The sequence below is a fragment of the Microbacterium sp. genome, from assembly GCF_031179285.1.
In the GTDB taxonomy this organism is placed as follows: Bacteria; Actinomycetota; Actinomycetes; order Actinomycetales; family Microbacteriaceae; genus Microbacterium.
In genome coordinates, this window is sequence record NZ_JAPSHY010000018.1 from 1 (window position 1) to 15,873 (window position 15,873).

Annotated in this window: 9 protein-coding genes; 5 read left to right on the forward strand and 4 right to left on the reverse strand. The window is 68.5% G+C overall.

The window, feature by feature from the left end:
• The 3 genes from RIN18_RS11910 to RIN18_RS11920 all read right to left on the reverse strand — a co-directional run.
• A partial coding sequence (locus RIN18_RS11910; protein WP_309104193.1) for a CshA/CshB family fibrillar adhesin-related protein occupies window positions 1–2,559 on the reverse strand: 2,559 nt, incomplete at its 3' end.
• 633 nt (window positions 2,560–3,192) lie between these two features.
• Complete coding sequence (locus RIN18_RS11915) at window positions 3,193–3,603, reverse strand: MmcQ/YjbR family DNA-binding protein (protein WP_309104194.1); 411 nt, start codon at window positions 3,601–3,603, stop codon at window positions 3,193–3,195.
• 140 nt (window positions 3,604–3,743) lie between these two features.
• Entirely contained in the window at window positions 3,744–6,743 is a 3,000-nt protein-coding gene (locus RIN18_RS11920) for a glycoside hydrolase family 38 C-terminal domain-containing protein (RefSeq protein ID WP_309104195.1), read from the reverse strand.
• Between the two features lie 155 nt (window positions 6,744–6,898).
• Between RIN18_RS11920 and RIN18_RS11925 the strand changes: the two genes are divergently transcribed.
• Window positions 6,899–7,930, forward strand: a complete 1,032-nt coding sequence (locus tag RIN18_RS11925; RefSeq protein ID WP_309104196.1) for a LacI family DNA-binding transcriptional regulator — start codon at window positions 6,899–6,901, stop codon at window positions 7,928–7,930.
• A gap of 19 nt (window positions 7,931–7,949) precedes the next feature.
• On the opposite strand, the gene RIN18_RS11930 is transcribed toward RIN18_RS11925, so the two are convergent.
• Window positions 7,950–9,260 (reverse strand): glycosyl hydrolase, encoded by a 1,311-nt coding sequence (locus RIN18_RS11930; protein ID WP_309104197.1) that lies wholly within the window; start codon window positions 9,258–9,260, stop codon window positions 7,950–7,952.
• Window positions 9,261–9,479: 219 nt separating this feature from the next.
• Between RIN18_RS11930 and RIN18_RS11935 the strand changes: the two genes are divergently transcribed.
• Genes RIN18_RS11935 through RIN18_RS11950 form a run of 4 tightly spaced genes read left to right on the forward strand, consistent with a single transcriptional unit; the run spans window position 9,480 to window position 15,856 of the window.
• Window positions 9,480–10,781, forward strand: coding sequence for an extracellular solute-binding protein (locus RIN18_RS11935; RefSeq protein WP_309104198.1), 1,302 nt, complete (start codon window positions 9,480–9,482; stop codon window positions 10,779–10,781).
• 4 nt (window positions 10,782–10,785) lie between these two features.
• Window positions 10,786–11,712 carry a sugar ABC transporter permease gene (locus RIN18_RS11940; RefSeq protein ID WP_309104199.1) on the forward strand — a complete coding sequence of 309 codons (927 nt, stop codon included), beginning with the start codon at window positions 10,786–10,788 and terminating at the stop codon, window positions 11,710–11,712.
• Window positions 11,709–12,644 (forward strand): carbohydrate ABC transporter permease, encoded by a 936-nt coding sequence (locus RIN18_RS11945; protein ID WP_309104200.1) that lies wholly within the window; start codon window positions 11,709–11,711, stop codon window positions 12,642–12,644. Before RIN18_RS11940 ends, RIN18_RS11945 begins: the two co-directional genes overlap by 4 nt.
• Complete coding sequence (locus RIN18_RS11950) at window positions 12,641–15,856, forward strand: glycoside hydrolase domain-containing protein (protein ID WP_309104201.1); 3,216 nt, start codon at window positions 12,641–12,643, stop codon at window positions 15,854–15,856. Before RIN18_RS11945 ends, RIN18_RS11950 begins: the two co-directional genes overlap by 4 nt.
• Window positions 15,857–15,873: the final 17 nt, after the last annotated feature.

Sequence of the window (15,873 nt, forward strand, 5' to 3'; positions counted from 1 at the left end):
GCCGGTCGGCAGGAACTCGGTGACGCCGGCCGGGAAGAGCCGGAAGCGCGCGTAGGTCTCGCTGGTGGTGGTGGCCGCAGGGAAGGTCACCGCGTACTCGGCGGTGCCGCTGGCGGCCGGCACTGGAACGGTCACCAGCTCGCCGGCATCGAATGCGCCGTTGCCGTCGAGGTCGATCCAGCCTGCGAGCGTCGCTGCGGCATCCGTGTCGTTGGTCGCCGTCACCGTGACGGTGCTCTCGCCGCGAGGGCTCACCACGATGGGGCCTGAGACGCCGTCCTCGTCGGCGGCGGCATCCTCATCGTCGCCACGTGCGTCGTCGCTCGCGAAACCGTCCTCCTCCTCGTCGACGAGTGCACCGAGCATGAGAGAGGCGGTGGTCGCATCGGCGCCGTAGCCGGGCAGCAGATGACGGGGACCGTCGTCCTGCAGGCTCGTGCCGTAGCTGGCCGGCGCATCGCCGAAGTCCTGGATCGGCGCGCACTCGTACATGTGGAAGTCGTCGAAGTTCATCCACACCTGGCCGGCGACGGTGGCGTCATTGGCGGGCACCGCGTTCCGAACTTCGACCCGCAAGTATGGCCACGCCTGGCTCGCATCCAGCTGGAAGGTGTTGAGCTCCCAGGTGGGACGGACGCCGATGCCCGCGTACTCGACGACAGGCGTCGTGTACAGCAGCTCGGTGTTCGCCGGCGTCTGCGGGGTGACCGCCGGGTGCGGGTACGAGCCGGTGGCGAGGTCGTTCGTGCCGAAGAACTGCATGAATCCGTCGCCCTGGCGGCTGTAGCCGCCGGCGGCCATGGAGAAGAATCCGACGTAGGTTGCGTCGGGGTCGAGAGCCGCCGTCAAGACATTCACAGCACCCTCACCCACGGGCACGCCGCCGAGGGTGGCAGAGTGTCCGCCCTCGAACCCATACCCCTCGGCGCCCGCACGAACGGGCTGCGTGCCCGCGGCGGGGCCGCTGTCGAAGTCGGGGGCGAAGACGTGGTACTGCCCACCCGAGGGGTGGGAATCGGACCAGTGCTCCGCGTAGCCGATCGTGCTCGCCGCGCTGGTGTTGGCGAAGTTCCCCGTCCGATTCTCGAAGCTCGGGTTCTGGATGAGGCTGACCGGTACCGGCTCGGTTCCGTCCACGCAGAGCTCGAGCGCCTCGCCGGGTGCGTCGAAGAGCTCGCGGGTGTAGTCCTCCACCTCACCGTTGGTCACGACACCGGTCGGACCGGTCACCTGGCCCGCGCCGGCGGAGATGCGGAAGCGGGCGAAGCTGGTGCCGGGGACGAACTCGTCGCCCTCGGGGACCACGTAGGTGATCTGGTTGGCGCCGGCGACCACAGGCGTGTCATCGGCGATGCGTTCGCCCTGATCGAAGGTGCCGTTGCTGTTGAAGTCGATCCACGCGTTCAGGAATCCGGCAGCGGAGGCGTTCACCCAGACCGTCTCATTGCGCCCGGGGACCGAGACGTCGGTGTTGAACCGGACGCCGTCGTCGGCGCCGTCACTACTTGCCGCCGAACTCGGCTGGGAGCCCTGCTCAGGTGTCACCGCGGCGCCCAGGCGCACGGCCGGCTGGCCGGCCGTGCTGAGAGCCGGTCCGAACAGAGCGGAGCTGCCCTGGGGCACGGCGGGGCCAGCGAAGTTCGGGGAGTAGAGCGAACCTGCGTCACCATAGCTCGCCGGCGCGTCGCCGAAGTCGGAGAAGAGCACGACGCCGAGCGCGACGGCCGTGCGGCCGATGTTGGGCGCCGTGCCGCTGTGCAGCGCGACGTTCGCCGAGGAGGCACCCTCCATGAACGCGACGCCCGTCGGGAAGGTGGTGCACCCGGTCGGAACTCCGGCGAAGCGGAGCGTCTGCCCCGTGCGGATGACGGATCCGTTCTCGGTGCACTCGGAACTGCGGAATCGATCGATCATGCGCCAGTTCGCGCCGGCGGGGATCGTCGCCTGGAGCCACTCGGTGGGCTGCAGACTCGCCTCCGCGTCGGCCATCACGAGGCCTGCGAGCGGGACGGCGGTGCCGTTGAGGGTCACCGAGCAGTTGAAGGAGAAGCTGACGTCAGCGGTGCCGAAGTTCCCGAGGCCGATCGCGAGTTGATTGTTGGCACCGGTGCCGCCGATGTTGTAGAGATCGTCGAGACCATCGCCGGTGAAGGTTCCGGGGCGCTGGACCACCACCTGGCCGCCGGCCGGAGCGCCGACCGTACACGTCGTCGCGAGCGTGCCGCCCGGGACCTCACGCGTTTCGGTGCGCGTCATCCCGGAGGCCGGAAGCACCTGACCCTGAGTGCCCCACTCGAACCAGTCGATCGCACCCTGGTACTGCCCGGCGCCGCCGGTGGCGAACCGCATGGGCAGGATGCCTGCTGCAGCGTTCAGCGCGCCGCCGCTCATCGACTGAGAAGCGGCGACCGGCACCGCCTGCGCCGACACCGGCACGAGCACCGCCGTCATCGTCGATGCCACCACGGCCCCGACGGCCACGGCGGCGATGGTACGGCTGGCCCTGCGCATGCGATTTCCGCGCAGCCACATTCCTGCCGCGGTGAGTCGTCGAGTCACGTCATCCTCCGTCGATTGACACCCGTCGTCGGGCCTCCCCCTCAGACGTGAGTGCCCTCCCGCATACAGCGGAGCCGAGCGCACCGAGTTCATCCAATCGGTTGCGACTTGCTCAGCGCAAGGAGAACCTGTGAAACACCTTCACTTCATCCTCCGCGCTTCGGGGGCGAGGCACGTTCGGACGGTGGAATTAGGAGGTCGCGCTGACGTTGCCCTGTCGGAATCGACCGATGTCGGTGAGAAATTTGTTAGGCAGGTCGCGATATCGCGTAATGAACGCCTGTGCACCGCGTCTCATCTTGTAGAGGAAGCTCTTGCGAGGCTCTGGGGAGGGCTCGCGCGCTGATCTGGGGAATGTCAGCACGGCTCGCTCTGCGCTCATGGGGAAGAGCACGAGCGCAGCCGGCTTTCGAATCGTGAAGGGGCCGTCGACATGGGGATCGACGGCCCCTCACCCATTGCTCAGCGCGGGACCACTGATCCCTCATTTCACTCCGATCGCGGCGTTCGCCCCCGGCTTTCACCCCCTGGGCCGCGCAACACGAGAGACGCCGGGAGCGGATGCTCCCCGGCGCTTCGCCAGGTGTCGCCCATCGGTCGACTCGATCTGAGTCAGAGGGGCTGTGCGCCGCCTCAGCTCAGGCCGTGCTCTGCGAGCCAGGTCTTGGCGACGCGCGCGGGTGCGCGGGTCAGCCAGGCGTCGGTGACGATCTCGGTCAGACGCTCCCCGTCGATCACATCGAGCTCCACGAGCACGGCGGGGTAGCCGTCGAAATGCGGGATCGTGAACACGACGCCGGGGTCGGTGGCCAGCAGCGCCTCTTTCTCTTCCAGGCTCTGTACGCGCACGCCGAGCACCGCACCCGCCGGCCAGGAACGACCGAGCTCCGCGAGCTGACGTTCATCGGTCGCACTGGCACGGCGCAGCCAGGCGAACTGCCCGCTCTTCACCCGCCAGGCGGCCTCGCCGGTGTGCCCGCTCACCGTCTCGACGGTGCCGGGCAGCGCGAAGGCGATCTCGCGCACATCGTCGACGTCGGCCATCGGGCCATCGTCTCGCGAAGGATGCCGGGGCACAACCGACCGTTCGAAGTGCGCAAAGTGCTCGATCTCAGCCGATATGGAGCAGTTTGCGCACTTCGAAACGGAGTCCGCCGTCGGTGATGGGCGACGGGTGACTGGGGTCAGCGGGCGATACGGAGAGTTCGCACCTCGAACGGACGCAGCTTCAGCTCTCCGCCGCGGCGGGGCTCCTGGAGCTCGTCCTCGATCAGGCTCACCTCGCGCACCTCGCGATGCGGGAAGCCGACCGTCAGAGCGCCTGCGGCCCGTCGGCCGAGCGACTCGTAGACGCGCACGACCACGTCGCCCGAACCGTCGTCGGCGAGCTTCACCGCCGAGATGACGATCCCCTCACCCTGCACCGACACCAGCGGCTCCACCTCGCGCGCGCCGCGCACGACCGTCGCCGGCGCATTGAGCGTGATGCCCTCGGCGGTCGCGATCGCGGCATCCGCTCCGATGACGAAGCCGACCTCGATCGCGTGATGCCCGTGGTCGGTGTCAGGGTCGGGGAAGCGCGGCGCGCGCAGCAGCGACAGCCGCACCGTCGTCGTCACGGCATCGCCCTGCACGTCGCGCGACGTGTCGTAGCCGTAGATCGAGTCGTTGACCAGGGCGACACCGAAGTCGGCCTCGCGCACCAAGACGAAACGGTGCATCGAGGTCTCGAACTTCGCCGCCTCCCAGCTCGTGTTCATGTGGGTCGCTCGCGCCTGGTATCCGAACTGCGTCTCGGCCTCGGTGTGCGATGCCTGGATGTCGAAGGGGAAGGCGAGCTTCAGCAGCTTCTCGGTCTCGTGCCAGTCGATCTCGTTGCGCAGCAGCACGGTACGCGACCCCGGCGCCAGCAGGATGGTCTGCTCGATCGACGACTGTGAGAAGGGACGCACGACCTTCAAAGCCGCCACCCTGTCGACGACGGACGCCTCGATCGACGACACCGCGGTGAGGTCGTCAACGCTGTTGCGGTAGTACTTGTCGATGTCCCACGCATCCCACATGTTGGGGAAGTCCTGGTGCAGCTGGAACAGGTTCGCAGCGCGCCCCTCGGCGACGGCCTCGCGACCGGTCGCCCTGTCGACTGCCGAGACGATGAGCCCATCGGCCGAGACGAGCACCGAGACCAGCTCGTTCTCGAGACGCCAGCCGCCGTCCTCCTCGGTGAGCGAGACGGATGCCGCAGCCGGGGTCGCGTCCCTGAATGCAGCTCCCAGTGCTCGCCCGCGCCCGCCGACGGAGGTGGGGACGAACAGCAGCTCGCGATCGCCCTCCCCCGCCAGCGATCGACGCGCGGCAGACGCGATGTCCTCGGCATCCGAGAGCACGTTCGTGAGCACCTCGGCGGCCTCGCGATGCACCCACGCGATTGAGGTGCCGGGGAGGATGTCGTGGAACTCGTGCAGCAGCACGATCTGCCAGAGCCGGTCGAACTCCTCCTGCGGGTAGGCGGCGCCCGTGCGCACGGCGTCGGTGGCGGCCCAGAGCTCGGCCTCGATGAGCGCGTGCTCCGCCCAGCGGTGCAGCGCCTTCGTCGCGTGCTGGCTCGTCAAGGTTCCGCGGTGCAGCTCGAGGTAGAGTTCGCCGACCCAGACCGCCGGATGCGGCAGCTCGGCGCGGGCGGCTTCGAAGAACGCATCGGGGTGCTCCCACACGACCTTCGCGCTGCCCTCGAGGTCCTTGAGACGGCGGGCGCGACCGGTCATCTCGCGAGTGGTCCCGCCACCGCCGTCGCCCCAGCCGACCGGCGCGATCGACCGTGACGAGAAGCGGCTCTCCTTGAACTGGCGGGCCGCCTTCGCGACCTCCATACCGCTGAGCTGCGAGTTGTACGTGTCCATCGACGGGAAGTGCGTGAAGACCTGCGAGCCGTCGATGCCCTCCCAGAGGAAGCTGTGGTGCGGGAAGACGTTCTGCTGATTCCACGAGATCTTCTGGGTGAAGAACCACTCGAAGCCCGCGCGTCGCATCAGCTGGGGAAGGGCAGGCGAGTAGCCGAAGCTGTCGGGCAGCCAGACCCCCTTCGACCGGATGCCGAACTCGCGCTCGAAGAACCGTTGCCCGTGCGAGAACTGGCGCACCAGCGACTCCCCCGTCGGCATCACGGTGTCGGACTCGACCCACATGCCGCCGAGCGGCAGGAAGCGCCCCTCGGCGACCGCCGCCTTGACGCGCTCGAACACCTCGGGGCGGTGCTCCTTCAGCCAGGCATACTGCTGGGCACTCGACATGCCGTACTGGAACTCGGGCTGCTCGTCGATCAGCGCGGTCATCGACGATGAGGTACGAGCCACCTTGCGGATGGTCTCACGCACCGGCCAGAGCCACGCCGAATCGATGTGCGCGTGGCCGACGGCCGAGATGCGGTGCGCGCTCGCCTCGGCGGGAGCGGCGAGCACCTCCTCGAGTTGCGCGCGCGCAGCTGCCGCGGTCTCGGTGATGCGCTGCAGGTCGAGCACGTCGAGGGCGTCGTCCATCGCCTGCAGGATGCGCATGCGGCGGGGCGAGGTGGCAGGAAGCTCGGCCTGCAGCTCGAACAGCACGTCGAGGTCGAGCGAGAGCTCGAACACCTCGTGCTCGAAGACGGCGAGGTCCATGCGGCGGGTGCGGTACAGCGGCTCCTTCGAGGAGGTGACGATGTCGCCCTCCTGCGTCGGGAGGAAGGGGTGATAGTCCAGCAGCACTGGATTGGATGCCGCCTCCAGATACAGCTCGACGGGCTCGTCGCCGTGCGCGCTCTCGCTGATCGGCAGCCACTGATTGCGCGGGTTGATGCTCTTCACGGGTGAGCCGTCCGGCCGGTAGACGAGCGCCTCGCACTGGAAACCCGGCATGTTGATGTCGAACCCGAGGTCGATGACCGCCTCGACCCGACGGCCAGCCCACTCGGCGGGCACTTGGCCGGTGAGCTTGAACCACGTGGTGCCCCACGCCGGGCCCCACGCGGCGCCGACGGAGGCGGGCGAGAACTCGAGTGCGAGGCCGTCCGCCGGGCTGATCGGCTCGCCAGGCAGTTCGTTGACCTCGACCGTCAGCGGGGTGGATGCCGAGTGGATGGCCGGGCGGATGCGCTCATCGAGCACGCGCTTGACGCGGCCGACGGTGAGCGAGGTGTCGTCATGCATGAATGGATTCTCCGGGCTCGACGGTGAGGAACTAAAGCGATCTAGTAAGCGAGTCTACGACACACCATTCCGTCCACAGTGCCAGAATATGATCGCTCCGCAACCCGGCAGCGCTCCCGTATCCGAGGCTAAAACGATCAAGTAGGGTGAATGCCATGACCCCGGCGAAGCGCGTCACGATCGCCGATATCGCGCGCATGGCCGGCGTCTCGCCCGGCGCCGTCTCGTTCGCCCTCAACGGGCGGCCCGGCGTCAGCGAAGAGACGCGCCAGCGGATCCTCTCGATCGTGCGCGAGAACAACTGGCAGCCGAGCTCTGCGGCGCGCGCGCTCGTCGGCGCACGCGCGAACACGGTCGGCCTGGCGCTCGCGCGACCGGCGCGATCGCTCGGATCTGAGGCGTTCTTCACCGACCTTATCGCGGGCATCGAGTCCCGTCTGTCGGAGAGCAAGGTCAGCCTCCAGCTGCGGCTGGTCGCGGACGTCGCCGAAGAGATCGAGGTGCATCGCCAGTGGCGCTCCTCGAACCAGGTCGACGGGATCATCCTCATCGACCCGCTCGAAGACGACCCCCGCGGTGCGAGCATCGACGCCCTCGACGCCAGGGCCGTCATGATCGGTTCGAAACCTGCGCCGGTGGGTGCCGTGCCGAGCGTCTGGATCGACGACGAGGACGTGGCCGAGACGCTCTTCTCGTACCTCGCCGCGCTGCGCCACACGAGCATCGCCTATGTCGCCGGGCCGGCCGAGCTCGAGCACACCCGGCTCCGCGCCGACGTCCTCGAGCGCCTCGCTGCGGACGGCGTCACCGGCGAGGTGATCACGACCGACTTCTCGCCGGCCCGTGCATCATCGGTGACGCGCGCACTGCTCAGCAGGCGGGATCGCCCCACCGCGATCGTCTACGACAATGACGTCATGGCCGTCGCCGGACTTCGCGTCACGCAGGAGATGGGACGCGTGGTGCCGCGCGACGCCTCCCTGGCCTCGTTCGACGACTCCGTCATCGCAGGCCTCATCAATCCGTCGATCACGGCGATGACGCGCGACACCTTCGAGCTCGGCGAGCGCGCGGCGACCCTCCTGCTCCAGCAGATCGAGGCGGGGATGAACCTGCCGAGCGTCGCGGGTCCGACGCCGACGCTCAGCGTTCGCGAGAGCACGGCTCCCCCCGCCCCGCCGGCGTAGTCACGGAGGCAGACGTCCGTCAACCCGTGACGACGGTGTTGACGGAGTCGTAGCGGTCGACGGTGCTCGCCGACAGATCGGGCCGGATGAGGTGACGGATGCCGCGGGCGGTGAGAGCCGCCTCGTCGTCCGCCACGCGAGAGGTCACGACGGCGGGGTCGAGACCCGACTCGCAGGCATCGACCCACGCTTGGAACACGGCACCACCCGGGCTCAGCGCTGTGCGACTCAGCGGCACGTCGCCGGCGTCGACCTCGACGACGATGGCCGTCTCCCTCACCGGAGCGGCCCGGCGCTGCCGGAGCTCCGGGATGATCTCGGCGAGGCGCCGCCCGATCGGCTTCGCCACCCCCTCGCTGTCGACGAGGCCGAGGGAGTACTCCAGCTCGGGGAAGTCGCTGAGCGTTCGACTGACGTCGTGGGAGCACCACCAGGTCACACCCCAGAGATTCTCGGTGCTAACGGCCGAGCGCACCGTCGCCTCCAGGAATCCCGGCATCTCGCTCTCGTCCAGGCAGTTCGACGGGGCTCCGACCTCTTGCAGCCACACCGGGCGCGCGGCATCCGCGGCGAACGCCCGCGAGAGCTCGATCAGGTATTCCGCATGCCGATCCGATGCGACCGACCTGCCGCCGTAGCGCTGTGCGGTGCCGTTGAAGATCCACGAGTGGATGGTCGTCATCGCCCCGAGGCGCGCCGCGTGCGCCGGCGTGAAACCGTGCCCGTCCATGTACCAGACCGCGTCGTATTCGCTGTGCACATGCGGGATGCCGGGCGCTGCCCTCTCGGCGGCATCGAGGAGCGCCGTGATCCACCCCTCGGCCTCCGCGGGCGTGACCGGCCACGGTGACGGGTGCGTCTGGGCGGAGAACTGGTTGGTCTCGTTGCCGAGCGTGAGTCCGAGGAAGTTCGGGGCGTCGCGCAGCACCTCCCCGAGCCGCTCGACGAGAGCGATCTGCCCGTCGAGGGCCTTCGGGTCGGTGAACATGTTGCGGTCATGCCAGGAGTGAAGCCACGCCGGCACGAAGTCGAAGCTCGAGAGGTGCCCCTGGATGACGTCGACGCTGGCGTCCATACCGAACTCGCGGGCGATGTCGACGACCGCCCGCACATCGTCGAGCGCCTTCGCCCTGATGAGTGTGCGGTTGGGCTGCAGCACCGTCCACAGCGGGAACACCCGCACATGGTCGAGCCCGAGCTCCGCCAGGGCGGCGAAGTCGCGGCGCACGTCGTCGGGCGTGAACTCGAGCCAGGAATGCATCCAGTGCTTCGATGGCGTGTAGTTCGCCCCGAATCTCACCGGTGCATCAAGAGCGCCGCGCTGCGTCATCTGTTCGGACCTTTCGGACGGTGTGGCCCCGTCGGAGGGCATGTCGCATCACTATAACGCTTGAGTTGCGGATTCGCCGATGCCAGCCGAGGAGCACTCAACACCTCCGCACCCTCGCCTTGACAGGGAGAGAGCAGGATGATTTCATCTGCTAAAGCGCTGTAGTCGGTACCGACCGACGGGCCGCCCACTTTTCACCCGCCTCGAGGAAGAAGCACGATGAAAGTTCCCACACGCATTGTCGCTCTGGCAGCATTCACGGTCGGCGTTCTTGCGCTGACGAGTTGCACAGGGGGCGGTGGATCGGCCGGTGAGTCCGGCCCCATCGACACCTCCGGCGAGCTGAGCGGCGAGATCCAGTTCCAGACCTGGTCGCTGAAGAACGAGAAGTTCACGCCCTACTTCGAAAAGCTCATCGCGGCGTTCGAGGAGGAGCACCCCGATGTCACTGTCGAATGGCTCGACCAGCCCGGCGACGGCTACCAGGAGAAGATCCTGAGCCAGGCCAACGCCAACACCCTCCCCGACGTGCTGAACCTGCCGCCCGACATCGCCTACCCGCTGGTCGCGGCCGGCAAGCTCCTCGATCTGAACGAGGCCGATGCCGAGCTGAAGGACGCGTACAACGCGGGTGCGTGGGATTCCTACAGCGAGTACCCCGGTGTCGAGGGCACCTATGGCCTCCCCTGGTACCTCTCCAGCGACGCCTCCTGGTGGAACCTCGCCCAGCTCGCCCCGTACGGGGTGACCGAGGACAACCTGCCGACCACCGTCGACGAGCTCCTCACCCTCGCGCAGGATGTCGCCACGCAGTCCGGCGGCAAGGTGCAACTGCTCTCGTCGATCCCGGCGCTGGACACGTTCACCTCCGCCGGCATGGAGGTCATCAACGACGAGGGCGAGTTCGTCTTCAACACCGAGGAGGCCGCAACGATCATCGAGAAGTACGCCGAGGCCTACGCCGCCGGCGCGATGCCTGCAGAGGCGCTGACCGGTGACTACGGCGGCAACGCCGAGGCCTACATCCAGGAGAAGGTCGCCTTCACCACCGGCGGCACGGGCTTCACCACCGATCTCGCGAAGGACGCGCCGGCGCTCCTCGAGAACACCGTGGCCACCCAGCGCCTCGGGATCCCGCCGCTGTACGTGCAGGGGCTCAACGTCTCGGCCGAATCCGACAACAAGGCCGCCGCACTCGCGTTCGCCGAGTTCGTCACCAACGAGGAGAACCAGGTGGCGTTCTCGAGTCTCGCCGTCGGCACGGCGCCCGGCACCGCCGCAGGCGGCGACGAGGTCGTCGACAACATCGCCTCGTCCGTGACGGATGAGAAGCAGCTCGCCGCGATCGACACCGTCTTCACCGCGATGGAGGACGCCAGGGCGATCCCGTTCCAATGGACCTCCGACATGGCGACCTACATGACGCAGCAGATCGCACTGGCGGTCAACGGAGAGGCCGACGCGAAGGAGCAGCTCGACAAGATCGTCGAGTACGCCAACGCCAACCGCGTCGACCAGTAAGCCGATGCGCACGAACACCAGCACCCCGGAGCGGAAGTCGTCGATGAGATCTCATAAGTGGTTCACACCCTGGCTTCTGCTCGCTCCCGCCGCCATCTGGGTGCTGGTGTTCGCGCTCTGGCCCTTCCTCAACACGGTCGTGCTGAGCTTCACCGACGCGCGGCCGCTACGCACCCCCACGTTCGTCGGCGGGGCGAACTACGAGCGGATGTTCGGCGACGAGATGTTCTGGAACGCCCTGACGACGTGCATCATCTACGTCGTCGTGTGCGTGCCGCTGCTCACGGTGCTGCCGCTGCTGCTGGCGCTGCTCGTGCAGAAGAACCTGCCGGGCATCTCGTTCTTCCGCACCACCTTCTACTTCCCCGTCATCGCCTCGGTGGTCGTCGTCGCCCTCATCTGGACCTGGTTGTTCGACAGCCGCGGCATCATCAACCAGACGCTCGAGTTCCTGGGGCTGGTGGACAAGCCGATGGCGTTCCTCGTGGATCGCTGGCTGCTGCTGGGCTGCGCGATCCTGCTGACGGTGTGGAAGGGGCTCGGGTACTACATGGTGGTGTACCTCGCCGCCCTCGGCAACGTCGGCAAGGAACTGCACGAGGCGGCGATGCTCGACGGCGCCGGTGCGTTCCGCCGATTCCTGTCGGTGACCATCCCGTCGGTGCGCGGCGCCATGCTCCTCATCTCCATCCTCATCGCCGTCTCTGCGATGAGGGTTTTCGCCGAACTCGACGTGCTGTCCAAGAGCACCGGCGGCCCAGGCGGCTATGACATGTCGCTCGTGATGCTCATCCGGCAGGTCGGTTCTGGACTGAACGGCAACATCGGCTACGCGTCCGCGATCAGCGTGGCGCTGTTCCTGCTGACCCTCGTCCCCCTGGCCGCGATCGCGTTCATGAACCGCGAGAAGAAGGCGAAGGTGCCCGCATGAGCACGCTCACCACACGCGAGACGGATGCTGAACGCCGCCGTCTCGACGACGCGCCGAAGCCACCACGCGAGCGGGTCTTCCGCCGTCGCGGCTCCGGCGACTTCACCAAGCCCACGCTCGGCGGCCTGATCGGCCGGTACGCGCTCCTCCTGCTCGTGCTGGTGCTCGTCATCGGGCCGTTCATCTGGCAGCTGTCGACATCGTTCAAGGGGCCGCAGGAGAACATCTACTCCTTCCCGCCGAATCTGATCCCCACCGACCCGACGCTCGAGAACTATGCGACGGTCGCCGAGATCGTGCCCGTGTACCTGTACGCCTGGCACTCGCTGCTGGTCTCCGTCGGCACGGTGATCAGCAACGTCGTGCTCGCCACGTTCGCCGGCTACGCACTGGGATGCATGCGGTTCCGCGGCAAGTGGATCGTCATGGCGATCCTGCTCTCCACGCTGCTGTTCCCGGGCGAGGTCACCGTGACGAGCAACTTCCTCACCATCCGGGCGCTCGGTCTCGCCGACACCCTGTGGGGCGTGTTCCTGCCCGGTGCCATCAGCGCGATGAACGTCCTGCTGGTGGCGACCGCCTGCCGCATGATCCCGAAGGACGTGCTGGATGCCGCCACGGTCGACGGGGCCACCACGTGGCAGCGCATCCGGCACATCGTCTGGCCGAACATCCGCGGTATGGTCTCGGTCGTCGCGATCTTCGCCTTCATCGGCGCGTGGGATGACTACCTCTGGCCGCTCATCGTGCTCTCCGACCCCGCGAAGTACACCCTCACGGTCGGGATGGCGTACCTGAACAGCAGCTTCTCGGTCGACCCGCGCCTCATCGCCGCCGGCACCATGATCGCCCTCATCCCGATCGTCATCATGTTCTCGTTCACGCAGCGGTTCTTCTTCAAGGGCGTACAGGAGGGCGCCATCAAGGGGTGAGCACGGCGCACCTGCGACCGGCCGACGGCCCACTCGATCCGCCGTCATCGCGCCCGCGGGCCGGGGTGCTCGCGGCGCCGGTGTTCTCGTTCGCGTTCGATCCGGCCTCCGGCGTGCAGCGTGTCGACGTTCCCGGACTCGAGCACATCGAGATCGCCCCGGCCACGGTGCTGCACTGGGCGTTCTACTCCGATGAGGCCGAGGCGACCGTCGCACCGCACGCCGCCCTGGCCGTCACCGTCGACGTGCGGTTCGACGACGGCACCCGGCTGAGCGACGACATCCGCGTCCGCGACCGCTACGACTTCCCGATCGGCGCCGATGCGCAGTTCGCGGCGAAGTGGACCATGCCGGAGCAGTGGAACGCCGACACCGTGTCGCTCGCTCCCGCAGCCGGACGCACCGGGACCGTCGAACTGCTCCTCGGCGCCGCCGAGGTGGCGGCCCGCGGCTCTGAGCTACCCCCGCTCGCGACCGGCTTCGCGCAGGTCCTGGTCGATGAACACCGCTTGATGCGTGATGCGCCGCCGGTCGAACTCGTCGACACCCGCCGCGGCACGCACTCCGGCCCGCGGTTCTCGCGCGGCAACACGATCCCGGCCGTCGCCGTGCCTCACGGCTTCACCTTCGTCACACCCGCGACCGACGCCGCGGATTCGCGGTGGCCCTATCGCCCTTCTGTCCACGACGACCTCGACGACCTCGCGGGGCGCCGGCTCGAGGCGCTGCAGTTCTCGCATCAGCCGAGCCCATGGATCGGCGACCGCGCCGTGCTGCAGCTCATGCCGTTCTTCGATCGTCCGACGTCGGTGCGCGCGGACCGACGCCGGTGGATCGTGCCCGGCACCGAACGAGCACGGCCGCACGAGTATGCGGCGGACCTCGGCGAGGGGTTGCGCGTCGCGATGACGGCGACCGACCACTGCGGTGCGTTCCGCGTCGAGAGCGCCGACGCTGACGCCCGCGTCGGATTCGTGATCGATCAGCTCACCGGCGGCGGCCGCCTGCGCTGGTCGGCGCCGGAGAGATTCGACGGCTGGATCCCGGAGGGCTCAGCGGAGTGGGGCAACGCCCCGCGCGGGTACTTCGCCGGGATCGTGCTGGGCGCCGACGATGACCACGGGATGCTGGATGACGACGGACGCGGACGGGTCGCCGGCTTCGTCGCCGGTCGGGGCTCGCTCGAGGTGCGCATCGCGATCTCATTCCTCTCGGTGGAGCAGGCACGGCGGAGCCTCGCATCCGAGGCCGCGCCCGGGCGGTCGTTCGACGCCCTGAGGGCGGAAGCCGCGGCATCCTGGAACCGCGTGCTCGGGCGCGTCACGATCCCCCCGCTGCCAGACACCGAGGCGCCGTATCGAGCACTGGCCCACGAGGAGAATCGGTCTCGGATCGCGGCGGCGCTTCACCGCATCCACCTGTATCCCAACAGTGCGGCCGAGAACGCCGGAACCGACGAGGCGCCCGCCTGGCGCTTCGCCGACGTCTTCGTCCCGGCGCGGCCGCACGGCGAGGAGAACACCGGCGCATCGGTCGCCGAAGGAACCCTCGTGGTCAACAACGGCTACTGGGACACCTATCGCACAGAGTGGCCGGCCCTCGCACTGCTCGACCCGCAGCTCACCGGGCGGCTGCTCGGCGGTCAGCTCGAGCAGTACCGGCGCGGCGGGTGGATGGCCCGATGGAGCGCGCCCGGGTACGTCGACAGCATGGTCGGCACCTCGAGCGACCAGATCTTCGCCGACGCCGAGCGCTGGGGCCTCGCGTTCGACCGCGACACAGCCTTCGAGAGCGGCTGGCGCAACGCCTGCGAACCGGGGCCCGACCCGCGGCGCGGGCGCAAGGGGATCGGGCGAGGACGGTTCACCGGATACATCTCGTCCGACGTGCCGGAGGGCATGAGCTGGAGCATCGAGAACGCCGTGAGCGATGCCGCACTCGGGCGCTTCGCGTCGCTTCTGGCCGCCGAGACGAGTGGTGAGGATGCCGCGCGCTACCGCTCCTTCGCTCGCTACTTCGCCAATCGGGCGCTGTCGTACCGCTCGCTCTTCGATGCCGGCACCGGGTTCTTCCGCGGCAGGGCGCGGGATGGATCGTTCGCCGACGATTTCGATCCGCGCGTGTGGGGCGGCGACAACGTCGAGACCAACGCCTGGGGCATGTCTGTCGGCGCGGTGCACGACGGCGATGGCCTCGCTCGCCTCCACGGCGGGCCTGCGGCGCTCGGTCGGCACCTCGATGCCCTGTTCGACGAGCCCGAGACCGCCGATCCCCGATTCGGCGGCGCGTACGGCACGGTCATCCACGAGCAGCGCGAGGGGCGGGCGATGCGGGCGGGCATGTGCGCGATCTCGAATCAGCCGGCACACCACATCCCGTTCATGTACGCGTTCAGCGACCGCCCGTGGCGGAGCGCCGCCGTCGTGCACGACCTCGCCCGGCGCCTGTTCGCCGGAGCGCACATCGGTCAGGGATTCCCCGGCGATGAGGACAACGGCGAGATGAGCGCGTGGTGGCTGTGGGCTGCTCTCGGCCTGTACCCGCTCGAACTCGCCTCGGGGCGGCTGCGCATCGGCTCGCCGTTGTTCGACGACATCCGCGTCGAGCGCGGCGACGGTTCGAGTCTGCGCATCCGCACGCTGCGGAGTGAGCCGGCCGCGCACGTCCTGCAATCAGCGCGATTGAACGGCGTCGCGCTCGGCTCACCGGAACTGCCGATCGATGAGCTCACGGGGGCTGCGGAACTGGAGCTGGTGTTCGGCACGGCCACCGGGTCCTCGATCTGGGGCGACCCCGGCACGACAGGGGATGCGGTCGAGTGGTGCGGTGACCTCAGCGGCGGAGAAGGCTCGGTCATCGCCTCGCCGTCCGTGACGGAAGCCGCGCGCCTGTTCGACGACGGCGATCCGCTCGGTGACGAGGGGACGCTGCTCGCGGCGGACGAGTGGGCGGGATGGAGCTTCACGCGGCCGCGGAGGATCAGCGATGTCACGGTGACCGCTGCCGCCGGAGCGGACTCGTCGGCACTGCACTGGGAGGCGCTGACGCCGGAGGGCACCTGGGGCGCGGTGTCGACGACGCACAGATCTCCCCTGCCGCCGGATCGCACGACGGCCTTCACCCTCGTGTCCGCCGTGACCACGACGGCGATTCGGGTGCGGACGAGCGCGCCGGTGGTGCTCCGGCAGCTCGAGTTCTTCGACCTGGACTGAATCGGGGCGGCGACATC